Below are 15,053 nucleotides of genomic sequence, written 5' to 3' on the forward strand. Positions count from 1 at the left end.
TCAGATCCCCAGGTCATTCATGAGTTGTTGTTCCATGTACAGTGGTGAGAGCTCCAGCACTTTACGGGGCAGTCTCTCGTAGACTGGGTGTTTGACACCCTCTGAATGCGCAACCAGGTGATCCAGGAGCGCGATGTAGCGTTCGCTGGTGTAGACCTCAGGCTTGTCCGCAAACAGCCTCAGGGCATGAAACAGGTGCTCTTGATGCACAGGCTCGTTCGCCGGCAGTTCAATGCCACCGTATTCGAGGTAATAGCGCACCACCGCCTCAACGGGTTTGGCGCTAGCGGATGCCCAGCAGCGCTCCAGCCGCGAATCGCTGGGGGTGCGGTCAAGGGTCGCCCTCATCCAGACGAGATCTTCCCCACTAGGGATCATGTCAGAGCCGGCGAAGATCTCCTCGGCGAACCGGCGAACGCCATACTCCCAAAGTTTTCGGCCACAGGACAGACTGCACGCACGCACCCCAACGCTGGTGCGGTCGGCAAGTCTGACAATCGTCTGTTCATGCCGGATCAATATCTCGCGGTGTTCGTATTGGGCGGCTTTTGCCAACACGTGGGCCAGAGGGAAATCGATCAGGACGGTATCCTCCTGCTCGCACGTGTTGACCAGGTGGTCAATAATGCGTGCTGCCAGGTGGGTGGGCAAATGCTCGTAACGCAACAGTGATAAGTAGGCGACTGCATTGACATACCGCACCGCCTCAAGTCTCGGCACGCAATGTGCCTCGATCATACGCTCAAGGAGCTCTTCGGACAGACCCCTCAGCCCATTTACTAGCTTGATCGACGGGGTGAAGTGATCGCAATAGGCCGTAGTTGCATCACTGAGGAATCCTTCCTTTTCCCATCGATGGCTGCCAATGGACAGCAAAATTGTTTCGAGAATCCCGCTTACCGTCGACGTCATGGCATCACGATCATGCCCTGGCGAGGATGATATCTCCACGTTCAGCTGGCCCATCAGCTTGTCTATATCAAGCGTTGCCGGGCCATGGCAATGTTGGCGGAAGTCATCAATCAATCGGTCTATTCGCAGGCTACTCATCGATCAGAGTCCCATATCCAGTTCGAGCATGGCGGCACGCGCCGCTTCAGGGACGTTGAAATTCAGCTGCCCCACCACATCACCGCCCCACTGCAGGAACTCGATCGCTGCCGTGTCCAACAGGTCGTGCGCATGTAGCATCTGCAGGGTATGGATCTTGACCTCATCACGCTCTGTCAAACCCCGCAATTTCTGGATGCCTGCTTTGAGCGGCAAGTATTCAGGCCCGTACAGGGGTTGCGTGCCAAGCGACCATCTGCGTGGAATATGGGCCTGCTGCGCCCAGACGCATGCTGCAAAGTAGGCTCCGCGCAACAGTGCCGGGGTGCTCTGATCAATGAACGGGGCCTGCTCGATCACCAGCGGCCACAGCTCTTGGGGTATGCCGTTACGCCAGTGTCGGCTGAGCTGGCTGTGTTGCTCACGTGAATTGTCCGCCTGGCACACCCGGCTTAGGGCGGCAAAGCCGGTCGGCGATGATTCAAAGCGGCTGACGGGTATGCACTGCTGGCGCTCCATCACGGCGAGCATCGCAATGCAGCCGTGCCTGTCCCCTGGTGACAGGCGCTTCCATTGCCGGGTGGCTTCGAGGCGCTTTTCTTCCAGAAGGTCGTGATCCGCAAAACGCAGGCCCCAGAACCGCTCGGTTTCAACGATCACACTGTGGGTCATGATCTTAGCCAGAAATTCCAGGCTGTCCTGACTTACCAGGTAGCGCAACAAGCCCTTCATCCTGTTCCGCAGATCGTTCCAGGTATCGGCGGGGTTACGCTGACTGGCCACCGCCTGGCGACCAGGAATCTCCACCAGCGGCACCATGGCCACGACCGCCGCATTCATGCGGGCGACGATCCCGGTGTCATCCTTGTCGACCACGACACTTCGGCGCGCTAACTCATCGATTTCGTGTTGGAGAGCAAGTTCTGCGGTTAGCCGCGCCAGGGTGCTTCTGTCGACGCCTGAGGTCTTAAGTGCCTCCAGCGCATCCTTATCTTCCACTTCAAACAGCGGGGTTGAGACGGACGTGACTGCCGTGAACTGTTGGGCGGTAAAGAATCCCCGGTAAGGCCTGGATCCGAATACCGCGCCAAGAGCCGCCATCGTCAGATGGCCGTTCTCATTGGATTGATCATAGAAATGCTTACGTATCTTGGTCTTTGACCAGGCTTGGTACACACGTTTGGCAAAAGCCTCGGTAAATTCAACCGTACGGGCGCCATGCACCAGCCCCATGCTGCGGAACAACCCTCGAACGCCGCCGCTGCCAAGCCGGTCAATGACGGGCAGTGTGTCGATATCAGAGTGAAAAATGCGCATGAAATCGCTGGCGCGCCCCCCGTCTTGCAGGAAGGCTTCCACGGCGGCCAGGTGCTCGTCCTCGACGAAGCAATTCAAGTCGAACGTTGGCCAGCCCAGTTCAGCGCCTTGCTCAATATAGGCCTCGGGCAGCTCTTTTTTCTTTGTGAAGGCGGCCAAATTCGGATACTTGTCCGGATCTTGCCCGATGCTGAGCAAAAATACATTGATAGACGCCGTGATGTCCTGGCAGCGGGCACGAAATTCGGGAACCATCAAGTCGTCAGGCAGGGAGGTAAAGAGGGCCTTCATCGCATCAATCCTGGATTTTTTTCACGATAACACGTGAGCAACGGGCACTACAGCCCAATGTCACGCTGCAGGTAGGCTTCGCGCAACGTTTCGATTTCCATCAGGCCTTCCAGGCGAATATCAGCGACCAGAATGTGGCTCACCAACCGTGGCTTGTGCGTCACCAGGGTGCGCAAGACCTCGACCAGCCGTTGTGGCCCATGTGGCTCCGGCAGCTCCATGGTGTTGATGTTCTTGATCCATCCAGTCAGTACGTCAAACGCGATGGCGCTGCGCACCAGGTGATCCAAAGGCAGCACCAGTTCAGGGTTTTGAATGGCGTAACAAAGGTGCTCCAGCGTCAGATTGCCCGGCACACTCACCAGTTTGTCGTTGAAGTAGGCGGGGGCTGGGGCTTTGCCGATCGACGCCAACCGGTGCATGGCATTGTACGAATTACCTGTATTTTCGGGCCTCAAATGGGCCGGGACAATGGAGCCTATGCCCAGTTTGTGCAGGGTGACGAACAAATCGAGACCAATCCAGCCATGCTTGCCGCCCACCATGTCACAGGGCAAATTGATCAGTTGTTGCAGGCACCGCTGTTTGCGCTGCAGTAAATTATGGGTATGCGGGTTGTCCGGGCAGTGACTGAGGTGGTTGTTGAGCGCCTTGAGGGCTGCAATGCAATGCTCGTGGCGCGTGCTGACTTGCTGATTGCGGAATTTTCCGTCCTTCGACAAGGCCAGGAACTTGCCAAATAGAGTGGCGAAGGAAGCTTCTGCGCCCTGGCAACACGCCGCGAATTTCCCGAGTGTGTGCAGGAATGGCAAGATGATGGATTGCCGAGGATCTGAGGCCAGAATTTCGGCCAGGCGCTCGCGCCCCGCTGGGCTCAGCGAGGGGAGTACCAGGCGATTGTAGTCATGGGTCGTGCCGAGGTGCTCGGCGATGGCCAGCACCACCTGGTCTGAGCGATGTGATGCCTCCAGGGAGGTGAGGGGTGTCAACGCATTGACCCAGGCACTGTGGCTGTACACCGAGCCTTGTGTGAACGCCGTGTTCAGCAACCCTCTGACCACACGCAGATGATCGGGCAGATCCGGCCACTGTGGATCGACCTTGATGCACCTGCAGATGTCCTGGATGTAATGATCAAAGGCTTGCAGATCCATCGGGTTGGTGAGGGCTTTTTCCTGGCTGTTCATGGTGTATTCCCTGGACTTGTACTGAAATAGTACTGTTCTACCTACCAATTATCAATTAAAGCGTTGACCATTTGGCCATGCCGAGCGATAATTGCCGAATCAACCACAATCCCCCAATCAATCACCCCATGACCCTCAACCACAGACTAACCACCATCCTCTAGTCTGCCTCTTCGCATTTCGGAAGGGCTCAGACCCCTTTAAGGAATGCATATCATGAAAACCAAGGCTCCCCCACGCCAACTGTGGCGTACCCCCGAACTGCTGACCCCGGATCGCTTTCGCTCGTCCGTGTTGAAGCGGGACAACCACTGCTGTGTCTTTTGTCACCAAAAGCCAGTGAATGCCTATCACATTATCGAGCAGCGAGCGTTCCCATCGGGCGGCTTCTACCTTGAAAATGGCGCTGCGCTGTGTGAACAGCATCGCCAGGACTGCGAGATGACACTCATCAGCCTGGATGACGTGCGCAAGGCGGCGGGTATCGACACGGTGTGTGTACCGCCTGACTGGTACGAAGACGAAAAATTCGACCGCTGGGGCAACCTGTACCTGCCCACCGGCATGCGCAGCAAAGGCGAGCTGTTCTATGACCCTGCAGTCCAGCACATTCTAAAACAGGCTGGGGTGCTGGATCAGTTCACCGATTTGCAAAAGTACCCGCGCACCCTCCATGCACCCTGGTCAGAAGGCATTCATGATGATGACCGCGTGATCGCCAGCATGGCTGCTTTCATCGGCAAAAGGGTGGTCGTCACGGAGAAAATGGACGGTGAAAACACGACCCTGATGCAGCACATCTGCCATGCCAGGTCGCTTGATTCGCGCCATCACTCCAGCCGCGATTGGGTCAAGAATTTGTGGGCGCGGTTCAAGCACGACATCCCGCTGGGCTGGCGCATCTGTGGGGAGAACTTGTTCGCCCAGCACTCGATCCGCTACAAACTTGACACCTACTTCCACGGCTTCAATGTGTGGAACGAAATGAATTATTGCCTGAGCTGGGCTGACACGCTTGAGTATTTCGATCTGCTGGGCATCAAGCCCGTCAAAGTGTTGTACGAAGGCATTTATGACGAAGAGAAGATCAGGGCGCTGTACAACAGCAAAGAACACCGGGAAAGCTGTGAAGGCTATGTGATCCGGGTGGCCGAGGCATTTCACTTGAGTCAGTTTCGCAATGTCGTCGCCAAGTTTGTGAGGGCAGGGCACGTTCAAACGGGCAAGCACTGGATGTACGACAGTGACATCAAGCCTAATGAGCTGGTTTAAAAAGGGCCTTCCGGGCCCTTCTTTTTAGCCTATCAAGTGGGATTGTTGACAGCATGCCAAGCCTTGGCCAGTTCTTCGGACTCAGGCACGCCAGCCTCCACAAGCCCTGCAATGAGCTGGTTCAGGGTGGCCCAGGCCTTGGGGTCGGCCCTGCGAGGGTTGGTCATTCTGTCGTCCAGGAGCACACGCGTGACAGTGGGGCTGAACGCGGCAATGTACTTGGCATTGATGATGCGCTGAGCGTTATTCGTGTCGCTGGGAACCTGCTGGGCAATAGCGATGTCCATTTCAGTATCGGCTGCATAGACATTGAACACTGCGCCATTATCGTTTACATCGGTGACCCAGGGCCCCTCTGACGCCAATTTTACAAGGGAATCTAGCGACGCGATATGTTCATCGCTCAGGGCGCAAGAGGTCATGGGAGGTTCCTTGGGGGCAAGACGGGTTTTTCTCAGGGTAGTGTTTCGAAGCTGATAGATCAACAACAATGCTGGGGTTTTCAGCGCATAATTAAGATTTACAATCCAAGGTCGCACTCCAATAAACCTGCGAGAAGCGGGCCATGGGCTGCAATTCCTTCGGCAAGTTCCCGCGAGCCAAAAACCTCCGCTGCGACCCGCAAATGCGCGTCGGTTTCTATGAGCAGGCAGACGTCCTTGAGAGGCTGTGCGCCTAGCTAGGCCTTCAGCAGAAACGCAAAGTTGCCAGGCGTGCCCTTGAGGTGGCGAAAGCAGTCAGCCACATCCTTGGGCTTCATCGGATTGCAGGATCGGGGCCATCAACCCTCCTTGATCTGAATGATCAGCTCGCTATAACCGTGGTCTTTGACCTGAGTTGAAATTTCGCTCAAGGCGAAATCGCGGAACACAACAGGGCAGCCAGGTTCGGCAGACAGGGAGGCCTGGGTTTGCAGGCGCTCCGACAGGTAAGCTTTCAGGTATCGAGGCATGAAGTCCACTGCCGCTGGATATAGTGCAACCAGTTCCGTCCCATGGAGTGCCATGAAGTTAAGGTTGAGGCGGGTGATGGCTTGCGCATTGGCGGTGACTGCCCGCAGCGCCAACTCCAGGTAGCTTGCGGGTTCGACGGCGCGAGCCGGAATCAGGCTAATCAGCCGGGGATCCATTCCACGATTAATCGCTGCAGATAGGCCGATTGGCCGTTGAACCATGGCGGCAGAAAGGCCGCATTGGCAGGCTGAAAGCCAATGTACGTGGCGGCCAGCTCCGGGTTAGACACGAGGCGGGGGAGTCGACAATTGGGACACGCGTAGCCTGGCGCTGCACTTCTTGGCTATTCGCGGGATTGAAACCGTGCGCGGCGATGAATTCTTCGATGTTCATGGGGGATCCTGTCAGCTGAGCATAGCGTATCAGCCGAACAGGAGAAAAGGGCGCTCGCGGAGCGTTGATTGGTGGACGCTACAACGCTGCTGGGTACCGCTATCAGGCCGCCTGGCAGTAAGCGGGGTCACATTCGGTGTTTGCGATGTCGCTGGCAATCTGCAGATTGTTGAATGGGATCATCAGTTCGGCATTGAATACCGGCTCATCAATACCAGGCATGCCAAAGATGGCCACCACCAAGGTGCCATTCACTTTGATGCGCTTGAGCCGGGCTTCAGCTACCCACTGTGAGAAACTTTTTGCCAGATGGGCTTGCATGGTTGCTTCTTCATGTGGCTTTACACTTTGGCGCATTCGCTGAATCTGCACCTGCAGGTTCGCCCGCGAAACCCCGCGCCACACGCTGTAGAAATGTGGAATCAAGCGATCACACTGATTGGCCAGGTATCGGGCCAGTTGCGAGTGATAGGCCATGGTTTCATCGGTCGACTTCACAATGATCAGGGTTTCGTTGTCAAGATCGGTGGGATCATTGACCGCCAGGGAATACACCTGATCATTGTCTACAGCCTGGATCTCATCCATCGCATCATCCTCGAAGGGGGGTCGAATGTGCGAAATCTAACCAAGCCTGCTCATGGTGTCAATATACCATTAACGCGTCACAGGCCAAGGTCTTCTTGCAGCACCCCTTCAACTGCTGAATCTTCCTCCATAAGGTTCAAATAGAACGGATCCTTGCAGTGGTAATAACGGCGTTTGCGGATCTTGTCGGTGTCCAGCCCGGTGGCCACCAGTTCCTTGGGAAGCGTATCCATGACCAGGTTACAGAAATGGCGCGAAGCTTCGTGGTCAGCCGAGTTGCGAAACGCAAAGGCACTGAGAAAGAGCTTGAGGGCCTGCTCCCGATCCGCCTCGCCCAGATCATCATCCAGCGCCGCTATGTTGCTGCCGTTTTGCGTGGACAAGGTGAAGGCTGAAAGCCAGTCCAGGCCTTGGCTGGACAAGTGATTGATGACCTGTCCAAGGCCGTGTATCCCATCGGCGCCAATGCCATAGCGCAAGCCGGTATTCACCAGATCGAAGATCTCCTGGGCGATCGCCTGGCCATAGCGCGTCATGAACGCCGGGGAGAGCGCCGGCATATCGACAAGCTTGCACTCACTGGCCAGGCCACTGGCCTGCCACACGCGTCTGGCATTGTTCACCACGCGGGCGTAGCGCTCCTCTGCACCCAGTTCAGCACAGCCAAACACCATCGTTCGGATTTCGGAGGCATCAACGCTCAGTGGCTGGGTGAACAAAATGGGCTTGATCAGCGACTGCAAGTAAGACGGGTAGCGGCGGTAGCCCTTGGCCGTCATGTCCATTTCACCCTCGATCAAGGCCGAGTAGGCGCTGAAGTGCTCCGCCAGGTTGTAGGCCAGCATGTCCCTGATCATGTCTCGGCGGTTGCTGAACAGCGCTTCGAAGGTGGCCAATGGTTCGACCGAAGCAGGCACGAGGGTCAAGATACTTAACCCCGCTGCATTCAGCGCTTGTGCTTTTTCCCCTACGAAATTGAGCAGCGGCCCCATCAGTATATTGTAATTCGGGCCTGCCGCTGTTTTTGAGAGCTGTGCAGCGAGCTCGACCCAAGGGCTGTCGGGGCGCTGCTCGATGGTGTCGACAATCAGGTGGGCGGTTGCCAGCACCGCGCTCTTGTAACTGGTTGGACTGTGCTCTTTGCCAGTTTTTCCGAGGATGTCAGCAATCAACGGGTCAATAGCTGTCCCATGTTGGTGGATGTAATCCTCCATGAATGCTGCTCTGGCGTAGCTGAACGGAGCTACCCATTGAGTTCCATGAAGTAGTTGAGCAGCTTGTTTTTTGATTCCATATCGTCAAAGCCCCAAATCCAGTGTTAAGAAATCTTGAAGCACCTGCTCCCCATGGCCCAGCTGAACCTCCCGCTCAAGCAGTGCCTGACAAAGCTCCTGGGTGGTGAAGCCACAGTGGGCGTTATAGTAGTCCGGTATGTCATCATGTTCATGCCCAGGTTTGTGCCACACGATACCCTGAGCCTCTTGATAACCTTCGAGCAGCGTAAACCCATAGAACTTTAATTGCAGACACATGCCGCGATGCAATGAGCCATCCCGTGCAGCCTGGAGCAGGGCATCCATGGCCTGCTCAAAGCAACCGTGGGTACTGATCAGGGTTTGCTCATAAAAGGGCGTCGGATCTTCCGCGCCGTCCACATTGAGCATCCGTCTTTCCCGGATGTGCTGCAACCAGAAGCGCTGACTGAAAATTTCAGCGGGGCGAAGCTGGCTGGTGCGATCACAACGGTACTGCCCCTCCTCATGAACATACGCCTTCAGGGCTTTCGCCGCCTGCTCGATCACCTGAGGCTGAGGTCGATACGCTTCCAGAAATGCATCCACCTTGCTCCCCACGAGCGCTTCGAACACCCGATCAACCACGCAGCGCTCGTGGCTAGACATTGCCTGCAGGGCCCAGACCAGTTTGTCGAAGCGCAGCAGGTGCTCATCTTCCGGGGTAAATTCTCGGGAAAAGCTCATGACCATCAATGTGCACATCAATGGATTAGGGGACTTGCTGCTGAAACCGCCCTCGACTACGGTCACGTGGAAACAATTGAAAAGGATGTCACAGACCACGGGGTTGCGCTCCAGATCGTTATCAGCGGCGATCCAGAAGTCAGTTGTGGTGATTTGACTATACCGATTGCGATGAATTTCTGCTGTCTTGGCAAACGCCTTGGACAGCGTGAAATTTTCGATTGGCTCTATGGGATTCATGGCAGCGCTCCTCTTACTCTCAGTATGCAGGCTGCCGAATCCGCAAGTCACTAAAGCCCCAAGTCATCCATCAAGAAACGCTCAGCGGACTTGACTTCGCCCAATAGCGCCACTTCCACCTCATACAACGTGTCGGCAATGATTTTGGTATTGACTGGGCATGGCGAGTCCCATCGGCCATAGGTGTGAGCGTGTTTTTCCCACGTGTATTCATCATTGAGTCGCATGCAGGAAAGCAGTTGGTAATCTTTGAGGTACACGAAGACACTGCGATCTTCGCTGTTGTCTGGCAAATGCGTGAAGACCGCTTCGATCGCTTGCTTGAGAGTTGCGTGGTAGCTTTCGGTTTGAGATTTAAAGTCTTGCTCAGGTGGGTTGCCCCACGAGTAAATCATTTCCATGTCACAGGTGACCACTGAAAACCGATACCCAAACAACGCATCGCGGTACCAGCGTCCTTCAAACGGGCATTTGCTATACGCTTGCTCCCCAACCTGCCGGCGCTGGCGGTCGGGCGGCAAGCGGCCAGGGCCCAGTACAGCCGCCTGGGTGGCACCAGCTTCCAGTTGTGCAAAGTCGATCCCTGCAACCTTGGTGAACACTTTCTGAAGCGTTCTGGCGCTTTCCTCATCACCGGTTAGCCGCCGTTCTACCTCATCCCAGTCCACCCAATCGGAAACCCGCCAGGGGTGCCGAGCTTGCCACAGCGAATGTTCGACACCATGGAGCACCTCGCTAACCCACTGCTGATCAGAAATCTTGTTGGCATACATGCATTGGAGCAGGTACGGCTCAGGCTTGCTGGCCTGGTACTCGCGGTACTTAATGGGCGGCAAGCCCAGGAGCGCGAGAAACTGCTCCACGTGCTTGGAAAAGACCTGCTCGGATTCCAGCCCCTGAGGCACGTGCTCTTGAAACGCAAAGGAGCGGATGTGTCGTCCACGGCGGGCCGCGAAATGCTGGGTCAGCCGCCATTGCTCCAGGGATGATCGTGGTCGATGCATGTAACACTCCAAGGCCCTGCTCTTTTCTTCACTTTACCCACGGAGCTCAAGTATCGTCAGCTATCACCTGGCTGACCTGGATGCTGTTCGCTCGCAATGCTCCCTTGTTAAACTCAGAGTATCTTCAGCCGGCGCCAGGCTTGGCTTATCTCGAATTGTGAGTGCACCATGTCGAAAGTGATTCCCAACCCTGAACTCATCCTTAAAAATCTCGTGAAGAAATTGTACATGGGCCTTGAGGATGAAACCTATGATCCGAAGAAGACCATCGGCAGCCAGCTGAAGGGCCCTGGTTTTTTGCAGCGTCAATTCTGGGAAAAATTCATCGACGCTTTCAATGAGCGTTTCAGCGGCCAGACCTATGACACGCAGGCCCTGTGGAAAGCTTTCCTCGACCAGGACATTGACCCGTTTCATGTCGAACACCAGATCGTGACAAAGTCCTACACCCGCAAAGAGAAATCGGCGCGTATGGTGCAACTGCATAACCCCTTGGCATTGCCCAAAGAGGAGGGTGGCGTAGGCCCGGTGGAGTATATCCGCCAGTGGGACGCGCTGCTGGATCGCAGCCATGGGTTTGTCGCGCCCTATGAAATTGACGACCAGGTTATTGCGCCCATGTCGCTGGCACCCAAGCAGCGCTTTTTCGAGAAGGCACTGCAGTCGGAACATACGGCTTTGTTCATGTATGCCTCGCGGCACTACGAGGACTACCTGAACGCCTGGGTTGACGGATTGCCCCGATACAGCAGCAAGGATCGTGTGGCCGTTGCCAAGAAGCTGATTGAAACCATCTGTGACTCTGGCATTAAGATGCCAAGCGCTACTGCACGTGCCGTGGGTCGCATGGGGCCTGCCTTGCTGCAAGCCGCCACCCTGCTTCAAAAGGTGGACTTTGGCACCGAGCTTGACGCGGGCTATCTCAGCAGCAACCTGCCAAGAGCGCTGGTATTGCATTTCCCCCAGCCTATGGAGCGTGTCGAAGCCGCGAAGGTCATCATGGGCATGAAGCTGCCTGAAGCCACGGCGGGTGCGCTGGAGTCAATGTTGCTGGAGCCTGAGTATGCGGTCGAGGCGCTCTCAAGCATTGAGCCTGAAGCGGCACTTGAGGCCTTTGGTAAAGAGTTGGGCTCCGCCATAGGCATTCACACGTACAACACCGTCAATAGCGTGCCCCAGCTGATTGCCCTGGTTGAAACCTACCGAGAGCTGTTTATCCAGTATGGCATCGGCGACATCAAGGGGCATTCCTGCCTGGACGCCCTTTGTGTATCCCTGGAGGCTGCCGAGTACTTCGCAGTTAAGGGTTACATCCGAAGCAGTCCTGAGCTGAACTACGGCTACTCACTGTCTTCCCGCACTCCCTTCATTGCTCGGCTCACAACCATCAGTGCCGAGGACAAGACCCTGCAGAAGGAGGAGGTGGACAGGGTTTTGGATATCCTGACCAAACTTAATGCCATCAACACACTGACTCCTTCCATTGAAGCCTATTTCAAGAATGACGTAGTGGTGGAGGTATTCATGAAACGCCCGGCTTTCGAGCACCTGGTGGTGCGGTTGATCGAGCGCGCCCAGGTTGATATCCATGAGCTGATCCGCACTGAAACACGCCTGAAGAAAGTTCAGGCGCTGGGTGTTGACCCACGCGCCCTGGAGGGCTTGAAGCTGTTCGACAAGCACCTGGACAGCTACCTGAGCAGAGACCTCGGCCTTTGAATGCAAAAAGGCCGGCAGTCGCCGGCCATTTTCTGCTTCTGAGCGCCTGAGTGAACGGCTCAAGCCTTTGGTAAGGTCACGCCCCGTTGCCCCTGGTACTTACCCCCGCGATCTTTGTACGAGACTTCACAGGCTTCGTCGGACTGCAGGAATAGCATCTGGGCAACGCCTTCGTTGGCGTAAATTTTCGCGGGCAGGGTGGTCGTGTTGGAAAACTCCAGGGTTACATGACCTTCCCATTCTGGCTCCAGCGGGGTGACATTTACGATGATGCCGCAACGGGCGTAGGTGCTTTTGCCCAGGCAGATGGTCAGCACATCACGCGGGATTTTGAAATATTCCACGGTGCGAGCCAGGGCGAACGAGTTGGGTGGAATGATGCAGACATCGCTTTTGACGTCGACAAAACTGCCGGCGTCGAAGTTTTTCGGATCGATCACCGCCGAATTGATATTGGTGAAGACCTTGAACTCGTCAGCACAACGCACATCATAGCCAAAGCTGGACACGCCATAGCTGATCACGCGGTTGTGTTCTTCCCATGTCGATCGAATCATCGGCGGCAGGTGATTATCCTCACAATGCTGAACATAAGCGCGGTAGTCGCCAAATCGCATCTGGCGATCGCAGAAGGGGTCGATCATGGCGTGCTCCTGGGCCATGGTGCGGATCCATTTATCAGACTTGATGGTCATGCATATACCTTTTTCAGGCGCCATGCGGCGCTAAATGAGAGAAACGTCAAGCATATCAGGATTTTGCTGATATATGAATAATGCGTATATTGAATAAATTGCGTGAGGGGACGGTGCAATGCCCCCTTGAATTTGGGCTCATAAGGGGCGCGATGCTGTTTTCCGGGGGGCGCTGGCTGATAGTGCTAGAATGCGGCAGGTGTCACCCTGCGCGATTGCTTGTTACCGTTAGGGCTGAACATCAATGTCTGTATGCCCCTTGAAGCGCCCGTGCGCTCCAGGGGCTTTCAATACTCATTTATTGCGTGGTGCATGCTTGGCAACATAATCCACGGCCCATTGCTTACTGTGCTGGCGTTCGACTTCCAACTCCATTTGAGCAATGCCGTAGGCAATCAGCCCCGCTTCCTGATCAGCCGTCAGCAGTGGCATGGGGATGTCCGAGGGTACAGAGGCGGTGCCCTCGATTTCGGCTACTCGCTCAGCCAGCCAGGTGTAAGCACCCCGCAAGCCCAGCTGGGCAATGCTGCCGATCAGCCGGCGCCCATTTTGCCGGTAAATCCAGAAGGGGGCTCGCTTGCCGACATTAAGCACGATGCCTGACACCGCAAAGGCGTCTTCTACATGCTCCAGCTTTTTCAGGCGCCAGGGCACCAGGCCCAAGGCCTTTTCGCAGCTGTCGCGGTACGCCTGCGCCTCCAGGGTGGCGCCCTCGAAACTGCCGACAGTCCCGAAGTAGAAGCTTTTCTGACAGCGCAGACGGTTTTGGTTCAGTGCCTGCCTGGCATCGGCAGTCGACTCGACCGACACCCGCCAGCCCCGGAAATCCTTCGAGGCATTGTCCACACGCTGATGGATGCGCCGTTGGGCATAGTCCTTGGTGGAGCGCCAAGGGGCGTAGACCATCCATGGCTCAAGCTGATGGATCGCCAGGTGGCGCAGGTCGGCCAGGGTCATGCTGGGAGAATTCATTCAAACCACTCCTAGTCGTGGGCTTCAGAAGCTATCGCTGGTGGAGATCGAACCACCGCCACTTGAGATGCTGTCACTGACAGTGAAATTGTTGTCCGAGCGTGTACCGCTGCTGCTCGAAATGCTGGAGCTGTTGCTCTGGTAGCTCTGCGTTTGTTGCACGATACTGGAGTTGCTGGCGCAGGTTCGCTCGAAGTCATCCAGGCTGTAGTGGCCAACCAGGTACCCGGCCATCAGGCGATCGATATCAAAGCTGCCCGGAAACTCTCGGCGCGAACTGTCATAACCATTGCTGGCGTAGCTGTCGCGCAACGCCTTGGTTTTTTTGAAATCTTGCGCAGCCTGTTGCAACCGCCCCTGGATCTCTCGTTCTTGCGCCGCCAGGATGGGCGCCTCGTCATTCAGTTGCTGGTACTGGCGCAACGCAAGGTCGTCTGCACTGCTGCCGGTGTCCTTGGTGAGGCGGTCAAGGGTCGCAAACGAGAATTGCGCCATCGTGTCACGGACTTTGCGGGTAATCTGCCCCATGATGCTGTCTTCCTTGGATTGGAAGTCATCAATGGCTTTCTGCTGCTCGGCAATCTGCTTGCGGCAGTCTTCGCGCTTGGCCTTTGCCTGGGTCACAGCCTTTTCCATCTCATCGTAGCGGTGCTGACGGCGCACCTGCTGCTCGATGATGCGGTAGTTGTCAGTGGCACGGGCAACGGCCAGCCGGGCTTCCACCACCTTCGCATCAGCAAGGCCCGGCAGCTGGGTCAACACATCAAAGTCATGTTTGGCCTGGGTGTAATCGATTTTTTTCGCCACCCAGCCATCAAGGCGGCGGAACAGCCCCTTTCCGAGGTAATCGGTGTTGCCGTAACGCCTAGCCAGCAAGTAGCTGAACAATGGGTCGGCCTGGTAAGCCACCAATTTCTCGGCAGTTTCCTTGTGAATCTCGGCGGCCACCTGTACGCAGGTGTCCACGCAGGCGTTTGCCTCATCCATCATGCGACGCTTTTCGCGGAAGTCGCCCGACCTGGCCAGTTCTTCATAGACGCGGATCCGCATGGCTTCGAAGTCGGCTTGGGCCTGGTCGACGGCAACATCGGAAAGACGAAGCGCTGTGCGCGAGCGATCCATCTGAAGGAGCACATCCTGGTAGGCTTGATCGCGGCGGCTGACGAGACTGTCCACTTCACTGGTAACCGCACGCACTGGGTTCTTGGTCTTATCCAGTAAGGCTTCTACATGAATCGAGGCGATCGTGCTCATGCATTGCAGGCGCTTGGCCTCATTGGCTTGCTGGGCATGCTGGTTGCGGCGCAGCTCCGCCTCGACACTGGATTTGGCGCGATCGAGCTGATTGACCCGCTCTTCAATCTTGGAATAAATCTGTTTGCCTGTGGCCATG

General features: G+C 56.0%; 14 protein-coding genes. 2 read left to right on the forward strand and 12 right to left on the reverse strand.

Annotated features, from left to right (window positions below; translation table 11 throughout):
* Genes DV532_RS27450 through DV532_RS27460 form a run of 3 tightly spaced genes read right to left on the reverse strand, consistent with a single transcriptional unit; the run spans nt 1 to nt 3,845 of the window.
* Nucleotides 1-1,050, reverse strand: coding sequence for a hypothetical protein (locus DV532_RS27450; RefSeq protein ID WP_056798931.1), 1,050 nt, complete (start codon nt 1,048-1,050; stop codon nt 1-3).
* Between the two features lie 3 nt (nt 1,051-1,053).
* Nucleotides 1,054-2,658 (reverse strand): hypothetical protein, encoded by a 1,605-nt coding sequence (locus DV532_RS27455; RefSeq protein ID WP_056798928.1) that lies wholly within the window; start codon nt 2,656-2,658, stop codon nt 1,054-1,056.
* 47 nt (nt 2,659-2,705) lie between these two features.
* The gene (locus DV532_RS27460) at nt 2,706-3,845 is read right to left on the reverse strand and encodes a hypothetical protein (RefSeq protein ID WP_056798925.1); all 1,140 of its coding nucleotides are present in this window, start codon (nt 3,843-3,845) and stop codon (nt 2,706-2,708) included.
* A gap of 216 nt (nt 3,846-4,061) precedes the next feature.
* On the opposite strand from DV532_RS27460, the gene DV532_RS31095 reads away from it, so the two are divergent.
* Nucleotides 4,062-5,117, forward strand: a complete 1,056-nt coding sequence (locus DV532_RS31095; RefSeq protein ID WP_201785242.1) for an RNA ligase family protein — start codon at nt 4,062-4,064, stop codon at nt 5,115-5,117.
* 32 nt (nt 5,118-5,149) lie between these two features.
* On the opposite strand, the gene DV532_RS27470 is transcribed toward DV532_RS31095, so the two are convergent.
* From DV532_RS27470 to DV532_RS27495, 6 genes are all read right to left on the reverse strand, one after another.
* Nucleotides 5,150-5,539, reverse strand: coding sequence for a hypothetical protein (locus tag DV532_RS27470; RefSeq protein WP_056798922.1), 390 nt, complete (start codon nt 5,537-5,539; stop codon nt 5,150-5,152).
* A gap of 359 nt (nt 5,540-5,898) precedes the next feature.
* Entirely contained in the window at nt 5,899-6,246 is a 348-nt protein-coding gene (locus tag DV532_RS27475) for a hypothetical protein (RefSeq protein WP_056798920.1), read from the reverse strand.
* Nucleotides 6,247-6,565: 319 nt separating this feature from the next.
* Entirely contained in the window at nt 6,566-7,051 is a 486-nt protein-coding gene (locus DV532_RS27480; RefSeq protein ID WP_056798917.1) for a hypothetical protein, read from the reverse strand.
* Nucleotides 7,052-7,128: 77 nt separating this feature from the next.
* Nucleotides 7,129-8,265 (reverse strand): hypothetical protein, encoded by a 1,137-nt coding sequence (locus DV532_RS27485; RefSeq protein ID WP_120715464.1) that lies wholly within the window; start codon nt 8,263-8,265, stop codon nt 7,129-7,131.
* An 84-nt stretch (nt 8,266-8,349) separates the two neighbouring features.
* Nucleotides 8,350-9,270, reverse strand: coding sequence for a hypothetical protein (locus tag DV532_RS27490; protein ID WP_056798912.1), 921 nt, complete (start codon nt 9,268-9,270; stop codon nt 8,350-8,352).
* Nucleotides 9,271-9,320: 50 nt separating this feature from the next.
* Entirely contained in the window at nt 9,321-10,274 is a 954-nt protein-coding gene (locus DV532_RS27495) for a hypothetical protein (protein ID WP_156675931.1), read from the reverse strand.
* A 168-nt stretch (nt 10,275-10,442) separates the two neighbouring features.
* Between DV532_RS27495 and DV532_RS27500 the strand changes: the two genes are divergently transcribed.
* A complete protein-coding gene (locus DV532_RS27500; RefSeq protein WP_156675930.1) occupies nt 10,443-11,993 on the forward strand; it encodes a hypothetical protein in 1,551 nt (516 codons plus the stop codon).
* Nucleotides 11,994-12,052: 59 nt separating this feature from the next.
* Here the strand turns inward: DV532_RS27500 and dcd are convergent, their stop codons facing one another.
* The 3 genes from dcd to DV532_RS27515 all read right to left on the reverse strand — a co-directional run bounded on the left by dcd (nt 12,053) and on the right by DV532_RS27515 (nt 15,052).
* The gene (dcd, locus tag DV532_RS27505) at nt 12,053-12,688 is read right to left on the reverse strand and encodes a dCTP deaminase (protein WP_056798900.1); all 636 of its coding nucleotides are present in this window, start codon (nt 12,686-12,688) and stop codon (nt 12,053-12,055) included.
* A 294-nt stretch (nt 12,689-12,982) separates the two neighbouring features.
* Nucleotides 12,983-13,660, reverse strand: coding sequence for a hypothetical protein (locus tag DV532_RS27510; RefSeq protein ID WP_156675929.1), 678 nt, complete (start codon nt 13,658-13,660; stop codon nt 12,983-12,985).
* Between the two features lie 24 nt (nt 13,661-13,684).
* Entirely contained in the window at nt 13,685-15,052 is a 1,368-nt protein-coding gene (locus tag DV532_RS27515; protein WP_056798893.1) for a hypothetical protein, read from the reverse strand.
* Nucleotide 15,053: the final 1 nt, after the last annotated feature.

This window comes from Pseudomonas sp. Leaf58 (assembly GCF_003627215.1).
Classification (GTDB): Bacteria; Pseudomonadota; Gammaproteobacteria; order Pseudomonadales; family Pseudomonadaceae; genus Aquipseudomonas.